The organism is Candidatus Amarolinea aalborgensis (assembly GCF_900491745.1).
GTDB classification, from domain to species: Bacteria; Chloroflexota; Anaerolineae; order SSC4; family Amarolineaceae; genus Amarolinea; species Amarolinea aalborgensis.
Window position 1 is genome coordinate 236,945 of the sequence record NZ_UETR01000002.1, and the last position, 20,913, is coordinate 257,857.

A 20,913-nucleotide genomic window follows, 5' to 3' on the forward strand; every position below is an offset into this window, starting at 1 on the left:
ATGAATGGTCGCGCTGATCCGCCGGATTGCGCCGGCGCGCCGCGTTTTCATGGATCAATCATGGATGGCAAGCAAGCCATGTGCACTTTCGGAGGTTAGGCCCGCATGACCACAGACGACACTCTGGCCGATGAACGGGAAGCCCGACGTCAGCAAGAAATTGCCCGCAGCGCCCTCAGCCTGCAAGCGCGTGACCCTCGCGTGCGCGAGGCCGCGGCCCGCCGCCTGGGCGATTTGCGCGCGCCGCCCGCTCCGCTGTTGACCGCGCTGCATGATCCGAATAGCTTCGTGCGCGCGGCCGCGGCGCATGCCCTGGGGTTGAGCGACGTCAGCGGCGCAGGTGACGAGGAATTGAAATCCGAGGTGATCGAGCAGCTTCTAGCTGCCATTGACGACCAGAACGATTACGTGTGCGAGGCCGCGCTCGGCTCCCTGGGTCTTTTGAATGCCCAAGAAGCGCGTGACCAGGTGCTCGAATGCTTGAACGATGAGAGCGAGCGCGTGGTCAGGGGCGCGGTGACCGCCCTGGGGCGCCTGGGTGCGCCGGAGGACGGTGAACGAGTCGCCGCATTTCTCGACCACCCGCAGCCGGCCATGCGCCTGGCGGCCGTACGCGCGGTTGGGCTGTTGAACTACGCGCCCGCCGCGCCGAAACTACTGGCCGGCCTGATCGCTGATCGCCGGCTCGATCTGCCCCGCCGTGTGCGCCTGCCCTTGCTCACCGCTTACGTCGAGGCCCTGTCGCGCTTACACGCGCGTGAGGCCATTCCCTTGTTGGTGGAACTGGCGCAGCAAGAGATCGGCGTGCGCACGGCGGCTGTGGAGACGCTGGTGCGCTGGCAGGCAGCCGAAGTCGCGCCGCTCCTCATCGCGCTGCTGGGTGATCCCAGTTGGCGCCTACGCCGCGCCATGCTGCGCCTCTTGCGCCAGGCGAACTACCGGCTGGCGCTGCCGCTGGTGCGCCCGCTGCTGCGAGATGAGCGCGATGCCTTGCGCGAAATGGCCCTGACCATCGTCACCGAATGGGGCGATGCGGCGGCTGTGGATTCGGTGCGCCAGATAGCCTTCAGCGATCCCAATCCGTTCCGGCGGCCGCAGGCCGTGATCAGCCTGGCGCTGTTGGCCGGCGCGAGCGCGCTGCCTGACCTGATCAAATTGACCGGCGATCTCAACGGCCATGTGCGGCGCGCGGCGGCCGAAGCCCTGGGTCGCCTGCCTGGTCTGCCGCCGGCCGCGGTCAATGCGCTGCAGCGCCTGCTCGATGATCCAGTGGCTGGCGATGCCGCACGCGCGGCGCTGGCGGTGCAAGGCGAACCTGGTTTCGATGCATCGCCGCCGCGGCAACCGCCTATGCTGGCGCCGCCGGCCTTGCAACCGCGGATTCCAGTGCTGCTTGAGATGCTGCAGGAATGGCAGACGACGCTGCCGGCGTTAACCTCACCTGACCAATTGGCTGCGGTCGCGCAGCTCGATCAGGCGCTGACACACCTCATCCGCGTGCTGCGCGAGGCCGCCGACGGTTAGGCGCAGGCAGATGCATCCTTTAGAGCAGACCGCGCCGACGCCACGCAAGCGTTTGGGTTTATAGGCGCTCAAGCCTTAGCAGCAAGTCAGGTAACAGGCCGAGATGTTCGAGCTGGTAGAAGCCTGGGTGATCAGTTGGCGGAGATTCAGCCAGTTCGTGCGCCCATGTCAAATGATGGGGAACGTACACGGCGCAGGCGCCGAGCGCCAGCACCGGTAAAATGTCGGAGCGCAGTGAGTTGCCGACCATGAGAAACCGGCTTGGCGCAATCCCGTGTCGCTGCAAGAGGGCTGCGTAGCTGGTCGGACTTTTGTCGCTCACGATTTCGACATGGCGGAAGTAGCGGGCCAAACCGGAGCGAGCCATCTTCGTCTCCTGGTCGCGCAAATCGCCTTTAGTAATCACCATGAGCGGGTAGGTTTCGGCCAACGCGGCGACCGTTTCGGCTGCATGTTCAAGCAGTTCAACGTCGGCCGCCAGCATGGCTTTGGCCGTATCAATGATCGTTTGGATATCGCCGCCGGAGATGCGGTTTTCCGTCAATTCCAGGGCCGTTTCGATCATCGAAAGCGCAAAGGCTTTGATGCCGTAGCCAAAGTGCTGCAGATTGTGCATCTCGGTCTGGTAGAGACGCTCATCAATCCATTCTGGGGGCTGATAATGGCTGAGGAGCTGCCTGAACCTGGCCTGAGTGTTGACATAAAGACGCTCATTGTGCCACAGCGTATCATCGGCATCAAAGGCAATCGTTTCGAATCGAGACATGGCTTTACGTAGTCCTCCGCGGCGTCGGCGAGAGCCGGCCGGCAACCTGGATGATCAAGAAAACACCTGCCAGCAGGAAAATCACCACGCCATAGGCCCGCCCGATGCCGAAGGCATCGGCCAGGCGTCCCAGCACCAAGGGAAGCGTCAGGATCGCAAGGCCCGAAGCCAGCGTGGCGCGTGCGCTGGCCTGGACTGTGTTACTCCCCGCCGCGCCGATGGCCAGCGAGAGGATCAGGGGGTAGAGGCTGGCGATACCTAACCCGGTGACAAGCAGGCCGGCCAGTCCCAGCCCTGTGATCCGCGCCTGCCAGAAAAGCAGGAAACCGACGCCTGCCACCAAGATAGACCCTGTGACAACGTGCGGAGTGGAAAATCGTCGCACCAGCAGGCTTCCTGCCAGGCGGCCGAGAGCCATGCCCACAAAGAACAGGCTGACGGCCTGGGCGGCAGTCGTGATGGACATCCCCAGCGCGTTCTTCAGGTAATCAGCGCTCCAGGAAACCATACAGAATTCAGCCGAAACAGCCAGGACGATCGCCGTCCAGAACGCCCAATACACGAAGGGCAGGGGCTGCCTGGCCTGGGCAAGGGCTGCCGGAGTCGAAGCTGGTGAGGGAACAGAGGCTTTCCTGAAACTCAGGTACAGCAAGATGGGCGTCAAGGCAACCATCCCTAAGGACACCCGCCAGCCTCCCTCCACACGAGCAAACCAGCCCACGAGCAGCGGTGCGGCCACCACCACCAGCGAGGAAATGACGTTGGCTTCTGTCAGCGCGACCGCTCGCATCTCGCCGTGTTGATCCGACAGGGCGGAAGGCACAATGGCCAGGATCAGTGAACCGACTAATCCCATCAGAAAGGAAGCGCCGATCGTGATCGGGGGCGTCCTGCCGGCCACCAGGAGGAGGGCGCCCAGGCTCATGCCGCCAGCGCCGATCCACAGTGCACGCCCGCGCCCCACGCGCTCGATCAGCCAGTGGCCGCCTAAGCCAGCCAGTAACATGCCGATGGCAAACGCCGTGAAATGCAGACTGCTCACGGTGTACGATAACTTCAGTTCGTCTTTCAAGAAGGGCGTGATCGGACCCAGGACATTGAGGAAATAACCATAGAAGGCTAGAAGCAGGTAGGCCAACCAGGTGAAGCGATTCCGCTGAAAGGTTTGAGTCAAAATGCACTTCTCTTTACGATAGGGTCATCGTGCGACCATCCCTCAAGTCAACGATCGGGAATTATCTGTTGTCCCAACATTCTGAATCGCAATGTCTTGAAGCTAGGGTGCGGGTTAAAGATTCGCAGGTTTGTAGTTGGCGTTTTTACGAGGCAATCACCTGAATTGGATACTGCGCAAACAAAGGGTCAACGCTCAACACAGGAATGTTCTCCACCATGGCTTGTGCGATAAGTAGGCGGTCAAATGGGTCTTTGTGGTGGAAGGATAGCTGTTGTATGCCAAATACGTGCGCAGCTTGCACTGATAAGAGCTCAATGCGATTCGCGCGTTCTTGCTCGTGAATGATTTCTTGCAGTGGGCGATTCAGATCAAGCTTGCCCAGTTGGGCTTTGATCTGCATTTCCCATATGCTGGCGACACTCAGCACCAAGCTGTTCGCTTCATCTTCACACAACTGCAAGACACGCGCGGGTAGTTTCTCCGATTCACTATCCCACCAAATGAAGATTTGCGTATCCAGAAGCAGTCTCATACTGTGCCCAGCCAAAATTCATCCGGCAAGGGGTCATTGAAATCGGCATGCATCCGCATCGCACCTTGGTGCAAGCCAGCAATACGGCGTTTACGGGGCGATTTCACGGGAACGAGCCTGATCAGCGGGACATTATCTTTGGCGATGACAACGTCACCACCTTTCAGGGCCAATGTCATTAGTTGGAGTAGCTGTGTTTGTGCTTCGTGGATATCTACCGTTGTTGCGCTCATCTCCTGTCTCCCTGTTGTCGTTGAAAAGACTCAATAGATCGGCAAAGTCGGAGTTTGGGTTCGATAGAGCCTGTTCTCGTCATGCGCAGTATAGCACCGATGGTCTTCTCTGCCCAACGGCGCTTTCTTGTTCAGGTCCAGTTTTTTGCTGGGTGATCCATTGGTAACAGATCTTTGCCCCGTGAATCCTGACCGTCTTCCGGGGTGGTTTGGCGAACGCCGGCGAGAACGCTTGAATCCTATCCACCGCCTCGCGCTCGAATACCCGTTCCCCGCATACAGAACATTCGTAGCTAACATGGCCCGCTTGATGCGGCGGAGAATAGCTCATCGCTTGTCACATCGTGCTTGTATCATACCCCATCACCTAAAAATCGCCCCAGAAACTGCCTCCGGCTTCATTGGCACAGTGGCTCTGTTACACCGCGTGCTTGATCGCCTCGACCGTGGCCGGATTCTCCAGCGACGACAGGTCGCCGGGGTCATGCCCCAAGTAGGCGGCGCGGATAACCCGGTGCATCACCTTGGCGTTGCGCGTCTTGGGCAGCGCACTGACGAACTTGATCGCCTTGGGCTGCAAGGCCTTGCCCATCTCGGCAATCACCATGGCTTGCAGCGCCTGGCGCAGGGCCTCATTGGCCTCATGTCCCGACCGCAGGACGCAGAAGCAGACTACCTCCTGTCCCTTGATCTCGTGCGGCACGCCGATGACAGCCGCTTCGATCACGGCCGGGTGGCGAATCAAGACCGATTCGATCTCGGCTGGACCCAGGCGCTTGCCCGCGACTTTGATCGTGTCGTCCGAGCGCCCCAGGATGTACCACAGGCCATCCTCATCAATCGCCGCCCAATCGCCGTGCACCCACACGTCCGGGAAGCGTGACCAGTAGGTGTCGAGGTAACGCTGCGGATCGCGCCAGAAACCGCGCGTCATGCCGATCCAGGGCTGGCGTACGACCAATTCGCCCACCTGGTTGCGCACCGAACGGCCGTGGTCATCTACGACATCGGCCGCCATGCCCGGCGCCGGCCCCGTAAACGCACCGGGCTTGAGCGGTGCCAGCACATGACCCATGACGATGCCGCCGGAAATTTCGGTGCCGCCGGAGTAGTTGATGATCGGCTTGCGTCCCTCCAGCACGGTGTTGAAGAACCACAGCCATGATTCCGGGTCCCACGGCGAACCGGTGGAGCCAGCCAGGCGCAGGGTGGAGAGATCGTGCTGCTGGACGGGCGCCGCGCCATGCGGCCGCAGGGAACGAATGAGCGTGGGTGAGACGCCGAGCGCAGTGACGCCGTGCTGCGCAACCAGCGCCCAGGTGCGATCCACGTCGGGAAAGTCGGGTGCGCCGTCGTAAAGCACCATGGTCGCGCCCAGGAGCAGCGTGCCGAAGACCAGCCACGGCCCCATCATCCAGCCCATATCCGACATCCAGTAGACGGTATCGTCCTCGTGCACGTCCAGCCCGAAGGCCATGTCCTGCGCGGCTTTGATGGGGAAGCCGCAGTGCGTGTGCACCGCGCCTTTGGGGCGTCCGGTGGTGCCGGAGGTGTAGATCAGCATGACCACGTCTTCGGCGCTGGTGCGTTCCGTCTCGGCTCGCTGCGGCTGACCTGCCATCACATCGGCCCAGTGGTGATCGCGTCCCTCTGTCCAGGGGATGGCGCTGTGCGCCCGGTTAACCACGATGACATGCTGCACGCTCGGCGCGTGCAGGAGCGCCTCATCGGCCACTGGCTTCAGCGGCACGACGCGGCCGCGGCGCAAGAAGCCGTCGGCGGTGAACAACGCCTTGGCCTCCCCGTCGGCCAGGCGGCTGGCGACCGCGCCCGCGCCATAGCCGGAAAAGAGCGGCAGAATGACGCCGCCGATCTTGGCAATCGCGAGCAGCGCAATCACCACTTCGGGGATCATGGGCAGGAAGAGGCCAATCGCATCGCCTTTGCCCAGGCCCAACGCGCGCAGCCCCGCGGCCATGCGGTTGACCTCACGGTAGAGGTCGCCGTAGGTCAGCACACGCACGGCGCCTTCTTCGCCTTCCCAGCGCAGCGCAGCGCGGTTGACCGTGGGCGTGCTCTGCCATTTGTCCAGGCAGTTGTGCACGATATTCATCATGCCGTCCACGCACCACACCGGCCATTGGATGCCGCGGCTAACATCCACAATCTGGCGGTAGGGCGCGTAGAACTCAATGCCCAATTCGGCCAGCACCGCTTCCCAGAACCAGCCGATGTCGTCGGTCGAACGCTGGTGCAGCTCCTCGAACGAACTGATGCCGTGCCGGTTCATGAACTGCTGCAGCCGGCTGCGCGCGATCACCTCGGCCGATGGCCGCCAGACAATCTCTCCCCCGCCCACAAACGAAAACTCATCCGTCATACTGCCCTCCGCTCACTGTCCACCGCTCTCCGATCTCCGGTCTCGGATCACAGAATCCGCTTCCCCAGCAGCGAACAGACCAACTCCACCGCCAGTTCCGCCGTCTTATTGCCGTGATCCAGGATCGGGTTGATTTCAACCACGTCAACGGCTGCCACGCGGCCGGACTCGGCCAGCAGTTCCATCAGGAGATGGGCTTCACGGTAGCTGAGGCCGCCGGGCACCGGCGTCCCCACGCCGGGCGCGAAGTCCGGGTCGAGCGCATCCATGTCCAGGCTGATGTGCAGGCGCGGGAAGGCGGCCAGGCGGTCCAGCACGCGGCGGGCGATGCGCGCCATCCCCTGTTCATCAATCTCGCGCATCGTGAAGACGGTGATGCCGCTCTGCTTGAGCTGCAGCCGTTCCGCGCCGTCCAGGTCACGCACGCCGATCATGACGATCTGCGCCGGCTTGAGTTGGCTGTGGCGTCCGATCTCGGCCAGGCTGGCTGCGCCAAGCCCCAAGAGCGCAGCCACCGGCATTCCGTGGATGTTGCCGCTGGGTGTGGTTTCCGGGGTGTTGAAATCGGCGTGCGCGTCAATCCAGAGCAGGCCCATCGCACCCACGCTGCCCGTGCCGGCGACAGTCCCCATGGCGATCGAATGGTCTCCGCCCAGGAAAATCGGCAAGTCTGGTCCGCCTGCCAGGGCGGCGGCGCGGGTGTACAACTCCTGCGTCACCTGCGCAATGGCGGGCAGATGGCGCAGATCGTTGGCGCGGGTGATTGCCTCGGTCGAGGCTTCGGGCACCGGCACATTGAGGTTGCCCTCATCGCGCACCTGGTAGCCCAGGCGCTCCAGGTGCGCCTGCAGACCCGCGTAGCGCAGCGCGCTTGGCCCCATGTCCACCCCGCGGCGCTGCTGGCCCAGGTCCATCGGCACGCCGATGATACGCAGGCACTGCCCGGCGGCGGCATCAGGTTGCTGACGCATAGCCCACCACCTGCGGATCGCCCCACACGGCCCAATTCCAACGCGCATCGCCCAGGCCATCCGTCACCAGCTGCACCGTGACCTCGCGGCCGGCCAGGGACGGCAGCACGATTTCGACGGGGTCCCAGCGGCAGGAGGCTTTGAGCGTGCTCCACAGCTTGTGGCCGTTGACGTAGAGACGAAAAGCAACCGGGTTGTTGTCCGTAATCAGCGAACCATCACGCACACCGACGCTGGCCCGGAAGCGCAATCGCTCCACGGCCATCGGCACCGTGAATTGATACTCGATCACAGCCGCGCCTGCCACCGGCGGGTGTTCCCAAATCGCCGGCCGCAGCTCGCCGCCGCTGGAAGCCGGTCCCACCTTGATTTCCATGCCGGCCGGGGCCTGCGTGGATGCCTGGCGGGCGTTGGCGAACTGCTCCACCATGTCGAAGCGCCAGATCACCTGCGGCTGACTGCCTTCCAACTCGCCCAGCGTAGGCGAGCGCCATTGCTCTTCCTGCCACTTCAGGAAACTGATGAACTCGGACAGGCGCACCAGGCTCTCTTCGTTGAGATCTGTGATGCGCCGTGTAATCTCAGCGAGAATCTCGGTTCGTTCATCCAAATCAATATCAATTGACATAACGCTTCCATAATCTCGAATCAGCGTTTTATCATTCAGGACGGATTACGTGAGCTTTGCCAGCACGTCGTTCAGCGTAGGGCTTCCGATTTCTTGCAGTTCATAGCCCACGCGCTGCGTGGGGCGGTTGATGCGCAGCACACGCGTCAGGTCAATCGGGGTGGCGATGATCACCAAGTCGCACGGGATGTTGTTGATGGTCTCTTCCAGGTCGGCGACCTGGGCATCGCCGTAGCCCATGGCGGGCAGCACGGCGCCGGTGCGCGGATATTTGATGTAGGTGTCGGCAATCGTGCGCACGGCATAGGGGCGCGGGTCAATAATCTCGGCCGCGCCAAAGCGCCGCGCAGCCACCACGCCGGCGCCATAGGCCATCTCTCCATGCGTCAGCGTGGGGCCGTCTTCTACCACCAGCACCGCCTGGCCGCGGATGGCCGCTGGATCACTGACCGAAATGGGTGAAGCCGCTTCGATCATGATCGCCTTCGGATTGACGCTCCGCACGCTGTCGCGCACGCGGGTGATCGGGTCAAGGTCTGCGGTGTCCACCTTGTTGATGACCACCACATCAGCCATGCGCAGGTTCGTCTCTCCTGGGTGGTAGGTCAGTTCGTGTCCTGCACGGTGCGGATCGGCCACCACGATGTAGATATCCGGCTTGTAGAAGGGGAAGTCATTGTTGCCGCCGTCCCACACGACCACATCGGCCTCTTCCTCGGCCGCGCGCAAGATGCGCTCGTAATCCACGCCTGCGTAGACCACCACCCCGCGGTCGAGATGCGGCTCGTACTCCTCGCGCTCCTCAATCGTGCACTGGTGCGCGTCCAAATCCTGGTACGAGGCAAATCGTTGGCATGCCTGGCTGACCAGGTCGCCATAGGGCATGGGATGCCGCACCGCAGCGACCTTTTTGCCCTGGCCGCGCAGAATGTCGCACACGCGGCGCGTGGTTTGGCTCTTGCCGGAGCCGGTGCGCACGGCGCCGATGGCAACCACTGGCTTGCGCGAGGTGAGCATCGTGGCATGTGGGCCAAGCAGGCGGAAATCAGCGCCCGCGGCCATCACCTGCGATGCCTTGTGCATCACATACTCGTGCGCCACATCGCTGTAGGCAAACACCACCTGATCCACGGCCAGCTCGGCAATGAGGCGGGTAAGATCAGATTCGGGATAAATTGGGATGCCATCAGGGTAGAGCGGGCCAGCCAATGCCGCCGGATAGCGACGCCCATCAATGTTGGGAATCTGCGTTGCGGTGAAGGCGACGACCGCGTATTCCTCGCGGCCACGGAAATAGACATTGAAATTGTGGAAATCGCGCCCGGCGGCGCCCATGATCAAAACTCGTTGCTTCACCATTGAATGTTGGTCCTTTCTGATGGACGGTTTCCAGCGGGTGCGCCTATGCACCGCTTGACAACGATCGTCAGTGTAGTTGTGCGGTCAAGGTTTCTTGCTTTTACGTTCGGCGCTGGCCGTGCTCTTATTCACGATGCTGCCGAGAACTCCGTTGATGAAACGAGGGCTGCTGTCGCTGCCGAAGTCTTTGGCCAGTTCGATGGCCTCGTTGATGACTACTTTGACAGGGGCATCGCGCGTGATTGTCATTTCACACAGCGCCATGCGCAGGAGGTTGCGGTCAATCACTGCCACTTGTTCGAGCGGCCACTCGGGCGCATGCTGTTGGATGATGGCGTCCAACTTGGCCCTGTTTTCCAGCACCGTGAAAAAGAGGCGCCGCGCGAACGACTCGGCTTCGACATCGGTTGGATCTTCTACCAACCGGTTATCAATGACCAGCAATGGGTCATGATGAACCGTATCCGTTTCATAGAGCGCCTGGAGCACGATGGTCCGGGCTTGGCGACGGGCTGCTTTCACACCGATAGCTCCTTGTTTTGCTCTTGACGTGCTGTCTTAGCGGCGGCGCGCACGATGTTCCGCGGCGTTTTCTTGGCCCCCGCTGCCCATCTCAACCGCGTCAATGTGCACATTGACCTCGCGCGTTTTCATGTCCACCATGGTCTGCATGGCGCGTGTGATCTCAGTCTGCAGCGTTTGGGCCAACTCGCGCATGTTGACTTGACTTGACACCACCAGCCGCACACCCACGGCCACGCTGTTATCCTGGGCCAGCTCGATCCGTAAACCGTCCGCGCTGGCGGTGCGCGTTTTGCCAATGCTGCCTAATTTGGGCATGCTGTGGTTTGAGAAGCGCACCACGCCTTCCTGGCTCAAGACAGTTTGACGCACAATGGTCAGAAGGACTTCGGGTGCGATGGTTACGCGGCCCAGGTGTGCGCTGTCGCTGACAACGCCGACTTCGCCCGCAGCCATCTCGGCGGCTTCTTTTTCTTGTTTCATGGCCTTCCTGTTCCGTAACGGCGTCTTGTCGTCGGGCGCAACGCTGACATCTGCCTGCAAGGGGGCAGGCGCGATGGCGTTCTGCTACTGCATCACCAGTCCACCGTCTACGCTCAGCACCTGCCCGGTGATGAAGCTGGCGCCGGGGGATGCAAAAAACGCAACCGCCTCGGCGATATCCTCGCCTGTGCCCAAACGGCCCAACGGCGTCATCGCAATCGCCTGCTGGCGCGCCTCTTCTGGCAGCACCTCGGTCAAGGCGGTAGGGATGAAACCAGGCGCAATGGCGTTCACCGTTACCTGACGCGAGCCAACTTCTTTGGCCAGGCTCTTCGTGAAGCCGATGATGCCGGCCTTCGACGCGGCGTAGTTGGTTTGGCCGGCCGCGCCCGACAGGCCCACGACCGAGGTAATGTTGATGATGCGCCCTGACCGCTGCTTGAGCATGGGCCGTAGCACCGCTTTCGAGCAGTTGTAGACGCTCTTCAGATTCGTGGTGATCACGGCGTCCCAATCGGCCTCTTTCATCATCATGATCAGATTATCGCGTGTCGTGCCGGCGTTGTTCACCAGGATGTCAATGCGACCGTAGGCGCTGAGCGTCGCCTTGACCAGCGCGGCCGCTTCCTCCACCACACTCACATCGGCCTGCACCACGAGGGCCTCTCCGCCGGCTGCTTTGATCTCAGCCGCCAGCGCGACCGACGCGTCGGCGCTGGCGCGATGATTGATCACTACCTTGGCTCCGCGCGCGGCCAACAGCCGCGCCACGGCCGCTCCAATGCCGCGCGAAGCGCCGGTGACAATGGCCACTTGACCGTCAAGCGAGTTCACAGCTGCCTTTCCTCCATCAATGACTACAGGAGCGCGCGCATCTGTTCGATGCCTGCCGCATCGCCGACATTGAGCGCGCCCACATCCTTGACAATCCGTTTCACCAATCCCGTCAAAACGTTGCCCGCGCCGATCTCGATGAACAAGTCAGCGCCTTCCGCAGCCATCATGCGTACAGAGTCCTCCCAGCGCACACCAGCCGTCAACTGGCCCACGAGTTCGCGGCGGATTTCCTCCACCGTGGTCAAGGGCAGCGCGGTGATGTTGCTGACCACGGGCGTACGCGGGGGCCAGAGGTCAGTCGCCGTAATGGCCCGGCTCATCTCCACAGCCGCCGGCGCCATCAAAGGCGAATGGGCGGCAATACTGATGGGCAGGCGGATGGATTTGCGCGCGCCGCGTGCCTTGGCAATCTCCAGAGCCTGCGCCAGCGACGCGTCATCGCCTGAGATGACTACCTGACCGGGGCTGTTGTAATTGGCAACCTGCACCACGCCGCCTGTCAAGGTGCGCGCCTCGGCGCACACCGCATCTACCGCGGCGGCATCGAGCGCCAAGATGGCAGCCATGCCGCCAGGCGCCGTCTCATCAGCCTCGCCCATGAGCTGGCCGCGCAAACGCACGAGACGCAGGCCGTCGGCAAAACTGAGCACGCCCGCAGCCACCAGCGCGCTGTATTCCCCCAAACTGTGTCCGGCGACGAACTGAGCTGGTGGAGCCTGACCGAGCGCGGCTTCGATAGCGCGCCACGCCGCGATGCTGGTGACGAAGAGCGCGGGCTGCGTGTTGATGGTTTGGTTGAGCGCCTCAGCGGGGCCATTGAAGCACAGATCAGACAAGGAAAAACCAAGCAGCTGGTCAGCTTCGGCAAAGACGGCGGCAGCCGCGGCGAGGGAGCCGGCCAGGGCCTGCCCCATGCCGACAACCTGCGAGCCTTGACCAGGGAAGATGTAGGCAATATGTGGCATAGTCGGATGTAAAGTAATCGCTACGAAAGACGAAGGACGAATTTAGGCTGCCAGGCGCTGCGTTTCGTCCTTCGTCATCAAAGTGCGGCGGGTGTTCGGTTAAACCGGCGCCGCGTTGAGCATGGTCGCGCCGTAGAGGGAAAGCGTTGACGGCAGCCGTTCGGTAGGCATCAGCTTGACCATGCCTGCATTCGCCCCCATCAGCGCCGGTCACTATCGCCGTGTTCCCCATTCGGCGTCGGCTTGCTTATGCGGCCGGCTTCTTCTTGTCTTTGTCTTCCTGTTTGACTACTTCGACGCCCTTGTAGTATCCGCAGCTTGGGCAAACCTGGTGCGCCATGCGCGGCGTCTTGCAGTGAGGGCACTCTACCAGGTTAGGCAGCGTGATGGCGTCGTGCGCGCGGCGGCGATGCGTGCGGCCATGCGAGAAACGACGTTTCGTTAATGGTGGCATTGGTGAACAATCTCCTCTAGACTCTTTTGGTATCTTGTGTTTTATTCGTGAGCCCGCCGCTGGTTGCCTGCCCGTTGGGGTAATCCAGGGGCGCAGTCCCCACATACGTCACGTATTCAATAAACGGCTCAAGGCCGCCCAACGTGCATCTTCAGACTCGCGTTGGCACCCACACGGGCCTTCGTTGAGATCTTGCCCGCAATTGGAGCATAGTCCCCGGCAGTCTGGCCGGCAGAGGGCGGTTGGTTCAGCCGCTAACAACAAGTCCTGACGGATGATCTCAGCCAGGTTGAGGATGTGCTGTGCATCAATCAGCAGAGCCATATCCTCGCCAGGATCAACCGGCAACGCGGTACCCGTGAGCACGTCCACCGTGGACTTGAACTCCTCTTCGATCTCAAACCGAGTCGGCAGCTCCAACGGCCTCAAGCAGCGCTTGCACTCCATGGCCACGGTCGTCTGCAATTGGCCGGTTGCTAAAACGCCCCCCGGAATGTGCAGCATCTGAATCTGACCGGTGACCGGGGACACCAGCCGCAGCTCCGCGACCAATTCGTGGACATCTTCTTCCAGCTCATAACGTCGCGTTGCGCCAACCGGTGCTTTCAGAAGCTGGGCAACATTAAATTCCAAATCCATCGGACGCTATCCATTATGAAGGGGGGACGCCATCGCGTCAGATCACACTTGACCACGGCTTGCTTGCTTATCAAGCAGCACGACATTATAGGCGAGAGTACGCCAGGCGTCAAAATTGTTGGCTTCTGTCCTTAGCTGGCGCTTGGCTTCAGGACCTCGATGCCGTTGCGGACCTCCGTCAGCATCCGTTCCAGGTGTTCGCCCAGGTTCTGCAGGGAATGCACGGCGTAGTCGTCGGCATCATCGCGCAGCTGCGCCCTTTGCATTTCGGCGTCCTGCAGGAGAGCGGCGGCCCGCTGCTGCGCGGCCTGCGTGATGTCGTGTTCGTTCACCAGTTCCGCGGCGCGTGTGCGTGCACGCGCCACGATGCGGTCCGACTCCTCCTTGGCCTGGGCCAGGATGCGGTCACGTTCTTGCACCGTCCGCTGCGCTTGTTTGATCACCTCGGGCACTGTCATGCGCATCTGTTCAATCAACCGATTGAAGTCGGTTTCGCTCACCAGCAGCCGGCTGGTCAGGGGGACGCGCCAACTGCTGCGCAAAAGGTTGTCAAACTGGTCTACGAGCTGCAAAATCTCCATGCCACTCACGATCCTTCCACTCGCTGTTACCTGCGCCACGTTGGCCGCGGGCGCAGCCTATGCCGCGGGCGATGCCAATCCAACGACCTTACGCTGAAGCGCCTCTTCGACATGCGCAGGCACTAGATCGCTCACCGCCCCATTCAGCAAGGCCACCTCCTTGAGAATGGTCGAGCTGAGATACAGGTATTCCAGGCTGGTCATCAGGCCAACCGTCTCAACGTTGGGCGCCAATTTTTTGTTGGTCAGCGCCAACTGGAACTCAAATTCAAAGTCAGAGATGGCGCGCAAACCGCGCACCACCACCCGCGCGCCGACCTCGATGGCAAAATCAACCGTCAGGCAGCTGTACAACTGCACGGTCACGTTGGGAAGGTGCGCCAGGGCCTGGCGGGCCATGCGCGTGCGCTCTTCTGTGCTGAAAAGCAGGCGCTTGGCCGGCCGATCGTATAGCCCCACGATGACATGCTCAAAAAGGCTGGCCGCACGCGTGGCGATATCAATGTGTCCGTTGTGAATTGGGTCGAAGGTGCCTGGATAAAGGGCGATCGTCATGGCTCTAGCTTACATCTCCTTGTCCGTGCCAGAAACGTTCCAGCCGGGCTGCCAGGTTGCGATGCTCGGGCAGGCTCAGACTCGCATCCAGATCTAGCAGGTGCTGCGCTTCGGTGCGCGCCATATCCATCAGGTTGGCATCACCCAGGCTGGCCATCTGCAAGCCGGGGATGCCGCTTTGGCGCGTGCCCAGGAAATCGCCGGGGCCACGCAGCTGCAGGTCAATCTCTGCCAGTTTGAAGCCGTCTTGCGTCTGCGCCATCGCGCGCAGACGTTCGTCCTCCGTCTGATCGGTGCGCTCCACGAGCAGCAGGCAGAAGGAGGCATGTTCTCCGCGGCCCACGCGGCCGCGGAATTGGTGTAGCTGTGCCAAACCAAAGTGATTGGCGCCTTCCACCATCATCACCGTTGCGTTGGGCACGTCAATGCCTACCTCGACGACAGAGGTGGAGACCAGCACCTGGGTTTCGTTGCGCGCAAACGCCTGCATGACGGCTTCCTTTTCCTCGCCCTTCATGCGACCGTGCAGCAGGCCCAGCGTCAGCCGCGGAAAAACCTCGCGCTGCAGACGCTCATGCTCAGCCACGGCCGCCCGCGCATCCGATTGATCGGATTCCTCCACCAACGGGCAGATGACGTACGCCTGGCGGCCCTGTTCTACCTGCGTCTGGATGAAACTGTAGGCGCGTTCGCGCTCGTCAGGGTGCACGACATAGGTTTTGATCGGCTGGCGACCGGGCGGCAGTTCGTCAATGATGGACAGGTCCAAATCGCCGTACACGGTCAGCGCCAGGGAGCGCGGGATCGGCGTGGCGCTCATCACGAGCAGGTGCGGCGTCAACGCCTCGCCCTCGCCGCGCGCCGCCTGCTTGAGCGCCGCGCGTTGTTCGACGCCAAAACGCTGCTGCTCGTCCACGATGGCTAAACCCAGGTTGGCAAACCTGACGCCCTCCTGGATGAGCGCGTGCGTGCCGACGACGACCTGCGCTTCACCGCTGGCGAGTTGGGCGACGACGGCCTCTTTGTCAGTCTCCTTCAGGCTGCCGGTCAACAGCGCCACGCTGGGCGCGGGCAGCCCTTGTTCGCCCAGGCGTGCAAAGAGGCGCGAGAGACCGACGAAGTGCTGCTCGGCCAAGATCTCGGTCGGCGCCATCATCGCCGCCTGCATTTGGTTCTGCGCAGCGATCCACATGGCCGCGGCCGCCACCACCGTCTTGCCGGAGCCGACATCGCCTTGCAGCAGGCGGCTCATGGGGCGCAGGTCCTGCAGGTCATGCACGATTTCACCCAGCGCGCGCTCCTGCGCGGCGGTGAGCGTGAATGGCAGGCTTTCCTGGAAGCGCGCCAAATCGGACTCGCCCATCGCCAGGCGCGGGGCCGGATGCCCGCGCCACGCCTGACGGCGACGCAGCGCGCCCAGCTGGATCAGGAAAAGCTCATTGAACGCAAGGCGGCGCCGCGCCTGGTCTAGCTGGTCGGCGCTATCTGGAAAGTGCACCTGCGCCAACGCCTTGGACAGCGACATGAGCCTCGTAGAAGCCAGGACGCGGTCGGGCAGGAAGTCCGTGATGTGACTGGCCCAGGCATCCACTACCTGTTTGATCCGTTGACGCAGCCAACGTTGACTCAAGTCTTTGGTCAACGGATACATCGGTACCATGCGACCGGTGTGCACGAGCTCCTGGTCGAGCGGCTCCCACTGCGGGCTATTCATGACCAGGCGTCCCATGTAAAGGTCGGTTTTGCCGCTGAGGGCCAGCACGCGACCGGCCTTGACCTGGTTTTTGACATACGGATTGTACCAGGTCACCTGCATCGTACCGCTGCCGTCAGCCACAATGGCTTGAATGACCCGGCGGCCGTTGAATTGAAGGCGCTCCTGCACTTCCCAGACGGTGGCGAGAATAGTCACCTCTTCGTCGCGGGTCAGCGAAGCGATGGGCTTGAGGCGGCTGTAATCCACATAGCGATGCGGGAAATGCCACAGCAAGTCTTCGACTGTCGTAATGTTCAAGCGCGCCAACAGCTCAGCATAGTGGGGGCCGATGCTGGGCAGGCTGGTCACTTGCGCCTGTAGGCCCAGGTTGATCTCGCTGTTGGCGAGGCCGCGCGCCCGGCGCGTGGGCGGGCGGCGCTCGGGAACCGGATGGGGCGGCGCGCTCGATCGCGGCGCGCGTTCGGGCGCGCCCGATTTGGCCGGCGGCGCTGGCCTGGCGGGCGGCTGCTTCTGTCCACCCTTGGCTGGGGCGCTCGGCCGCGCGGGCGGGGATGACTTCGCCGCGGGCTTGTCCGGCGCCTTGGCTGGTTTGATTTGCGGCTGGCTTGGCCGCTCGCTGGCCGCGGGAGTTTGACGTGGAGGCGCGGGCTTGTTCTTTTCTGGCGCTGCGCCGCGACCTGGCTGCGCCTCAGGCTGTGCACGCTGCGGAGCTTGCGGCCGCGGCGCCTGCGGTGAGGCTGACTGAGCCTTGGCCCCGGCGGTCGGAGGTGGGTTCCCCTCAGGCTCCTGGCTCGCCGTGGTTGGGCGCTGTTCGCTTGGACGCGGGGCAACGCCCGCCGGGGGCTGCGCCTGCTGCCTGTTTCCTGGGCTGTCCTCAGACGGCCGCGGCGGGCGCGCGCTATCTGGCGCAGCCGTGGCGGTTGGCATGTTCAGGCGCAGCATAATATCGTTGATCACCCGCGCGCGCGCTTCCTGGTCGGCGACGGTTGGGTAGCCGGTGAGCAGGGAGACAATCTCGCCAATCAACGGCTGGTCTTGGGGCATTTCGTGCCGTGCATCTTGTTCCCAACGCGCGGCAAACTTGTCCAGCCCGCCAATGACTGCTTTGTTGCGATAGCCCTGCCGTTTTTCCAGAGCCAGGATTTTGCTCAGACGCTCGAACGCGCCGGGCAATTCGGATTTGCTTATCATGCTAAATCTGACCTTCGTAAACGATCACGCCGATGGCGCTTGGCCCCAGGTGACAGGCCAGCGACGGGCTGTAGGTATACACTGGGATCTCCCGATTTGGAAGTTGATCGTGCAGGTGTGTGAGCAGCGTTTCTGTTTCGTGGTCAAAATCGTGCTGCAGAACGGCCATTTTGCGGATTTGTGAAAACTCGCCGATGAACTCGGCCAATTTTTCGGCTGCGCGCTCGCGCGTGTGGACTTTTTCGGCTGGCAGAATTTCGCCCTCTTCCACGGTGAGCATCGGCTTGATACCGAGCATGGTTCCCAACAGGGCTTGGGCTTTGCTGATGCGCCGGCTGCGTTCCAGGTAGTCAAGCGTTTCGACAAAGAATGCGCCATACAGGTGCGGCACCATGCCTCGCACCAGACGCACCACTTCATCGAGCCGCGTGCCGGCCGCCGCCGCTTCGGCCGCGGCCTCCACCAGAATGCCAAGTCCAATGGAGACCATCTGCGAATCGAGCACCATGATTCGGCAGCGGCCCAGTAGGTTGGCTGCGGCTGTGCGCGCCACCGCGCAGGTGTCATTGATGCGTGACGATACGTGCAGCGAGAGAATCTGATCGGTCTCTCGGTGCAGATGTGCATAGAGATCGGCCATTTCCTGCTGCAAAGGCGGTAAGTCCACCGGCAGCACGTTGCTGCGGTCCAAGCGTGCGAAGTAGTTGTGCGGCGTGACATCCACGCCTTCACGGCTAATGCGTTTGCCCTGTTGAATACGCAGCGGCACGACATGGATGCCTAAGCGTTCGACGACGCCAGGCGATAGTTGGGCATTGCTGTCGGTAACGATTTTTACCATTGACACGAGAACGACTCCAGGCTGCGACTATTCGACCGAAACGATGTAGTGATAATGAGGCTGACCGCCGTTGACCATCTCAACGGCCTGTTCAGGAAACGTCTCAACGAGCAGGCCCTGCATCGCCATGGCCTCTGCTTCGTTGACAGGCTGGCCGTAGTAAACCGTGATGATTTCGCGGGCGTCGGCCTGCATCTGGCGCAGCAGTTCCAGGGCCACGTCCTGGGCATTGCGGCCATGCGCGGTCAGTACATCGTTCAGCAGCCCGATCATCTCGCCAGCTTCCACCCGAATGCCGTCGAAGGCCGCGCTGCGCACCGCCACGGTAATCTCGCCTGTCTGAATCGCGCCTAAGGCGTGGGTCATGGCCTTGATGTTGTCTTCGACGCTGTCTGAAGGCTGAAAAGCGATCAGCGCGCTGATGCCCTGTGGAATCGTCTTGCTCGGCACCACGTGGACGCGCTTGTGCGACAACTGCTTGGCCTGCTCTGCGGCCATCACGATATTGCTGTTGTTCGGTAGGATGATGACATCCTCGGCCGGGGTAGCTTCCACGGCCGCCAGCAGTTCCTGCGTGCTCGGATTCATGGTCTGGCCGCCGGCGACGATCTGACTGGCGCCCAGGCTCTGGAATACCTGCTGCAGGCCGGCGCCTGGCGCCACCACAATGGTCGCCGTACTGGCTGCGGACGCGGGCGGCGCGCTGATTTCGGTCAGCGTGCGGCCCGCCAACGGCCCGTCGCCGCTGCCTTCGCCGTGCACAAACTCGTCGAACTGAGCGTCCATGTTCTCGACGATGATGCGGCTCATATGGCCGACGCTGACGCCATAATTCAACGCGTGGCCTGGCTCACTGGAATGCAGATGCACCTTGACCGTATGCTGGTCGCCCACGACCAGGACGGAGTCGCCCATGCCGGTGATGACGCGGCGAATCTCGTCTACGTCCAGGTTGTTGCCTTGCAGGATGAACTGAATGTCAAAGCCGTACTCGCCGTCCAGCGCGTCCGCATGGCCGACAAATGTCGCCTGTCGTTGGTGGTCTTGTGTCAAGCGCTCTCCTTCCAGTGCACGCGCCATGCCCTCGAGCAGGTAAAAGAGACCCTTGCCCCCCGCATCCACCACGCCCGCCTGCGCCAGAATCGCAAGCAGGCTGGGCGTTTTCGCCACCGCTTCATCGGCCGTGTGAACGATGCGTCGAAAGACAAAACGCAGATCATGATCGAGCTGGGCGGCCTTTTCGGCCGCGTCGGCCACCAGGCGGATTACCGTGAGAATGGTGCCTTCCACCGGCTTGACAACACCCTTGTACGCGGTGTCGGATGCCAGGCGCAGCGCATGCGCCAGTTGTGGGGCATTACACGCGGTTTGCTGCTCCAGGCCGCGCGCCATCCCGCGCAGGATCTGGGACAAAATCACGCCGGAGTTGCCGCGCGCGCCCATCAATGCACCCTGGGCCGCGGCCTGCATGATCTTGCCCAGGTGGCCGCTGTCCAGCTTGACAATTTCCTCCCAGGCCGACTGCATGGTGAGCAGCATATTAGTGCCGGTGTCGCCGTCAGGTACAGGGAAAACGTTGAGCGCGTTGACGCTCTCATGATGCTGCGCCAGCCAACTAAACCCGGCCTCAAGCAACAAGCGGAAATCGGCCCCATCCACACTGGTCACGATCGCGCCCTGTGGGTATTTGTCGGCCAGCGTAGGCGAAGCGGCTCGGCCGTGTTGAAAAGATGTCCCTGCCAAACCTGGAGCCTCCTGTTGATCTCAGTGTCAGGACTCAGCCTGATCTTCGCCATCCATGCGCAAGCCCTGCACATGAACATTAACCTCTTGCACGGGCAGACCGAGGGTTTGTTCGAGCGTGAATTTGACTCGGCTCATCACGCTCTGCGCCACTTCGGAAATGCGGGTGCCATACTGAACGATGATATATAGATCAATGATGATGCGCTCGTTGTCTTGATGAACCAGCACCCCGCGCCGCGCTCGATCTCCCTGCAGCATCTCACTGATCCCATCAATCAGGTTGCGGCTGGCCATGCCCACGACCCCGTATGACTCCAGGACGGCCTCGCTAGCCAGCGCGGCGATGGCCGCCGGCGAAATCTCAATGCGTCCCAGTTTGGTTTCTTCCATCTTGACCCTCGACCTCAACTTCAGTCCTATCCACGATTGCGCACTGGCTTTTTTGGCGAAGTCGCCATCCTGTGGTAAGATGCGTCCCATTGAACAGCACGGCTTTGGGCCGACTGCCCTGCAGCATTGCGGGGCGTTTATTTTGCCCGGCAGTCAGGCGAAAAAATCCAGGCGCTGCGGCTCCTCGATGCCAGTGCATCGTTGAAAGCGGCGCCACGTCCTTGGGGGGTTCGACATGGCAATGTGTGAAATGTGCGGCAAAGGGCCGCAGTTTGGCAACCGGGTGAGCTTTTCGGCCCGACATACTCGTCACATGTGGCGAGCCAACATCCAGCGCAAGACGCTGGTGGTGGATGGCAGGTCGCGCCGGGTGTATGCTTGCGCCAAGTGCCTGAAGACGCTGCAAAAGAATGCTTGATGGT

At 62.0% G+C, this 20,913-nt stretch carries 22 protein-coding genes; 2 read left to right on the forward strand and 20 right to left on the reverse strand.

Annotated features, from left to right (window positions below; genetic code table 11):
* Positions 1–105 precede the first annotated feature (105 nt).
* Positions 106–1,524, forward strand: a complete 1,419-nt coding sequence (locus ACPQ6D_RS03815) for a HEAT repeat domain-containing protein (RefSeq protein ID WP_423222968.1) — start codon at positions 106–108, stop codon at positions 1,522–1,524.
* 58 nt (positions 1,525–1,582) lie between these two features.
* Here ACPQ6D_RS03815 and ACPQ6D_RS03820 read toward each other — a convergent pair whose 3' ends face one another.
* From ACPQ6D_RS03820 to ACPQ6D_RS03915, 20 genes are all read right to left on the reverse strand, one after another.
* Positions 1,583–2,290: an HAD family hydrolase gene (locus ACPQ6D_RS03820; RefSeq protein WP_423222969.1), complete on the reverse strand. Its 708-nt coding sequence runs from the start codon at positions 2,288–2,290 to the stop codon at positions 1,583–1,585.
* 4 nt (positions 2,291–2,294) lie between these two features.
* Positions 2,295–3,464 (reverse strand): MFS transporter, encoded by a 1,170-nt coding sequence (locus ACPQ6D_RS03825; protein WP_423222970.1) that lies wholly within the window; start codon positions 3,462–3,464, stop codon positions 2,295–2,297.
* Between the two features lie 145 nt (positions 3,465–3,609).
* Complete coding sequence (locus ACPQ6D_RS03830) at positions 3,610–3,999, reverse strand: type II toxin-antitoxin system VapC family toxin (protein WP_423222971.1); 390 nt, start codon at positions 3,997–3,999, stop codon at positions 3,610–3,612.
* Entirely contained in the window at positions 3,996–4,232 is a 237-nt protein-coding gene (locus ACPQ6D_RS03835) for a type II toxin-antitoxin system Phd/YefM family antitoxin (protein WP_423222972.1), read from the reverse strand. Before ACPQ6D_RS03835 ends, ACPQ6D_RS03830 begins: the two co-directional genes overlap by 4 nt.
* A gap of 418 nt (positions 4,233–4,650) precedes the next feature.
* Positions 4,651–6,612 (reverse strand): AMP-binding protein, encoded by a 1,962-nt coding sequence (locus ACPQ6D_RS03840; protein ID WP_423222973.1) that lies wholly within the window; start codon positions 6,610–6,612, stop codon positions 4,651–4,653.
* A 47-nt stretch (positions 6,613–6,659) separates the two neighbouring features.
* Complete coding sequence (gene rocF, locus ACPQ6D_RS03845; RefSeq protein WP_423222974.1) at positions 6,660–7,583, reverse strand: arginase; 924 nt, start codon at positions 7,581–7,583, stop codon at positions 6,660–6,662.
* On the reverse strand, positions 7,567–8,211 hold the full coding sequence (locus ACPQ6D_RS03850; protein WP_423222975.1) for a hypothetical protein: 645 nt from the start codon (positions 8,209–8,211) through the stop codon (positions 7,567–7,569). Before ACPQ6D_RS03850 ends, rocF begins: the two co-directional genes overlap by 17 nt.
* 45 nt (positions 8,212–8,256) lie before the next feature.
* Complete coding sequence (locus ACPQ6D_RS03855) at positions 8,257–9,570, reverse strand: cyclic 2,3-diphosphoglycerate synthase (protein ID WP_423222976.1); 1,314 nt, start codon at positions 9,568–9,570, stop codon at positions 8,257–8,259.
* Between the two features lie 84 nt (positions 9,571–9,654).
* Positions 9,655–10,092: a transcription antitermination factor NusB gene (nusB, locus tag ACPQ6D_RS03860; protein WP_423222977.1), complete on the reverse strand. Its 438-nt coding sequence runs from the start codon at positions 10,090–10,092 to the stop codon at positions 9,655–9,657.
* A 36-nt stretch (positions 10,093–10,128) separates the two neighbouring features.
* Positions 10,129–10,575 (reverse strand): Asp23/Gls24 family envelope stress response protein, encoded by a 447-nt coding sequence (locus tag ACPQ6D_RS03865; protein ID WP_423222978.1) that lies wholly within the window; start codon positions 10,573–10,575, stop codon positions 10,129–10,131.
* Positions 10,576–10,659: 84 nt separating this feature from the next.
* Positions 10,660–11,409, reverse strand: a complete 750-nt coding sequence (gene fabG / locus ACPQ6D_RS03870) for a 3-oxoacyl-[acyl-carrier-protein] reductase (RefSeq protein WP_423222979.1) — start codon at positions 11,407–11,409, stop codon at positions 10,660–10,662.
* A gap of 23 nt (positions 11,410–11,432) precedes the next feature.
* On the reverse strand, positions 11,433–12,377 hold the full coding sequence (gene fabD / locus ACPQ6D_RS03875; protein WP_423222980.1) for an ACP S-malonyltransferase: 945 nt from the start codon (positions 12,375–12,377) through the stop codon (positions 11,433–11,435).
* 247 nt (positions 12,378–12,624) lie between these two features.
* Complete coding sequence (gene rpmF / locus ACPQ6D_RS03880; protein WP_423222981.1) at positions 12,625–12,831, reverse strand: 50S ribosomal protein L32; 207 nt, start codon at positions 12,829–12,831, stop codon at positions 12,625–12,627.
* A gap of 108 nt (positions 12,832–12,939) precedes the next feature.
* Positions 12,940–13,470: a YceD family protein gene (locus ACPQ6D_RS03885; protein ID WP_423222982.1), complete on the reverse strand. Its 531-nt coding sequence runs from the start codon at positions 13,468–13,470 to the stop codon at positions 12,940–12,942.
* A 131-nt stretch (positions 13,471–13,601) separates the two neighbouring features.
* Complete coding sequence (locus tag ACPQ6D_RS03890) at positions 13,602–14,051, reverse strand: ATP synthase subunit B family protein (protein WP_423222983.1); 450 nt, start codon at positions 14,049–14,051, stop codon at positions 13,602–13,604.
* A gap of 57 nt (positions 14,052–14,108) precedes the next feature.
* Positions 14,109–14,606 (reverse strand): pantetheine-phosphate adenylyltransferase, encoded by a 498-nt coding sequence (gene coaD / locus ACPQ6D_RS03895; protein WP_423222984.1) that lies wholly within the window; start codon positions 14,604–14,606, stop codon positions 14,109–14,111.
* A gap of 4 nt (positions 14,607–14,610) precedes the next feature.
* On the reverse strand, positions 14,611–17,514 hold the full coding sequence (recG, locus tag ACPQ6D_RS03900; protein ID WP_423222985.1) for an ATP-dependent DNA helicase RecG: 2,904 nt from the start codon (positions 17,512–17,514) through the stop codon (positions 14,611–14,613).
* Between the two features lies 1 nt (position 17,515).
* Positions 17,516–18,355 carry a DegV family protein gene (locus ACPQ6D_RS03905; RefSeq protein ID WP_423223156.1) on the reverse strand — a complete coding sequence of 280 codons (840 nt, stop codon included), beginning with the start codon at positions 18,353–18,355 and terminating at the stop codon, positions 17,516–17,518.
* Positions 18,356–18,382: 27 nt separating this feature from the next.
* The gene (locus ACPQ6D_RS03910) at positions 18,383–20,098 is read right to left on the reverse strand and encodes a DAK2 domain-containing protein (RefSeq protein ID WP_423222986.1); all 1,716 of its coding nucleotides are present in this window, start codon (positions 20,096–20,098) and stop codon (positions 18,383–18,385) included.
* A gap of 27 nt (positions 20,099–20,125) precedes the next feature.
* Positions 20,126–20,491, reverse strand: coding sequence for an Asp23/Gls24 family envelope stress response protein (locus ACPQ6D_RS03915; RefSeq protein WP_423222987.1), 366 nt, complete (start codon positions 20,489–20,491; stop codon positions 20,126–20,128).
* 235 nt (positions 20,492–20,726) lie between these two features.
* Between ACPQ6D_RS03915 and rpmB the strand changes: the two genes are divergently transcribed.
* Entirely contained in the window at positions 20,727–20,909 is a 183-nt protein-coding gene (gene rpmB, locus ACPQ6D_RS03920; RefSeq protein ID WP_423222988.1) for a 50S ribosomal protein L28, read from the forward strand.
* The last annotated feature ends 4 nt before the right edge of the window (positions 20,910–20,913 follow it).

Coding starts and splice junctions, on each gene's coding strand:
- ACPQ6D_RS03815 (WP_423222968.1), top strand. CDS start 106: ATGACCACAGACGACACTCTGGCCGATGAACGGGAAGCCCGACGTCAG.
- ACPQ6D_RS03820 (WP_423222969.1), bottom strand. CDS start 2,290: ATGTCTCGATTCGAAACGATTGCCTTTGATGCCGATGATACGCTGTGG.
- ACPQ6D_RS03830 (WP_423222971.1), bottom strand. CDS start 3,999: ATGAGACTGCTTCTGGATACGCAAATCTTCATTTGGTGGGATAGTGAA.
- ACPQ6D_RS03835 (WP_423222972.1), bottom strand. CDS start 4,232: ATGAGCGCAACAACGGTAGATATCCACGAAGCACAAACACAGCTACTC.
- ACPQ6D_RS03840 (WP_423222973.1), bottom strand. CDS start 6,612: ATGACGGATGAGTTTTCGTTTGTGGGCGGGGGAGAGATTGTCTGGCGG.
- rocF (WP_423222974.1), bottom strand. CDS start 7,583: ATGCGTCAGCAACCTGATGCCGCCGCCGGGCAGTGCCTGCGTATCATC.
- ACPQ6D_RS03850 (WP_423222975.1), bottom strand. CDS start 8,211: ATGTCAATTGATATTGATTTGGATGAACGAACCGAGATTCTCGCTGAG.
- ACPQ6D_RS03855 (WP_423222976.1), bottom strand. CDS start 9,570: ATGGTGAAGCAACGAGTTTTGATCATGGGCGCCGCCGGGCGCGATTTC.
- ACPQ6D_RS03865 (WP_423222978.1), bottom strand. CDS start 10,575: ATGAAACAAGAAAAAGAAGCCGCCGAGATGGCTGCGGGCGAAGTCGGC.
- fabD (WP_423222980.1), bottom strand. CDS start 12,377: ATGCCACATATTGCCTACATCTTCCCTGGTCAAGGCTCGCAGGTTGTC.
- rpmF (WP_423222981.1), bottom strand. CDS start 12,831: ATGCCACCATTAACGAAACGTCGTTTCTCGCATGGCCGCACGCATCGC.
- ACPQ6D_RS03885 (WP_423222982.1), bottom strand. CDS start 13,470: ATGGATTTGGAATTTAATGTTGCCCAGCTTCTGAAAGCACCGGTTGGC.
- ACPQ6D_RS03890 (WP_423222983.1), bottom strand. CDS start 14,051: ATGGAGATTTTGCAGCTCGTAGACCAGTTTGACAACCTTTTGCGCAGC.
- coaD (WP_423222984.1), bottom strand. CDS start 14,606: ATGACGATCGCCCTTTATCCAGGCACCTTCGACCCAATTCACAACGGA.
- recG (WP_423222985.1), bottom strand. CDS start 17,514: ATGATAAGCAAATCCGAATTGCCCGGCGCGTTCGAGCGTCTGAGCAAA.
- ACPQ6D_RS03905 (WP_423223156.1), bottom strand. CDS start 18,355: ATGGTAAAAATCGTTACCGACAGCAATGCCCAACTATCGCCTGGCGTC.
- ACPQ6D_RS03915 (WP_423222987.1), bottom strand. CDS start 20,491: ATGGAAGAAACCAAACTGGGACGCATTGAGATTTCGCCGGCGGCCATC.
- rpmB (WP_423222988.1), top strand. CDS start 20,727: ATGGCAATGTGTGAAATGTGCGGCAAAGGGCCGCAGTTTGGCAACCGG.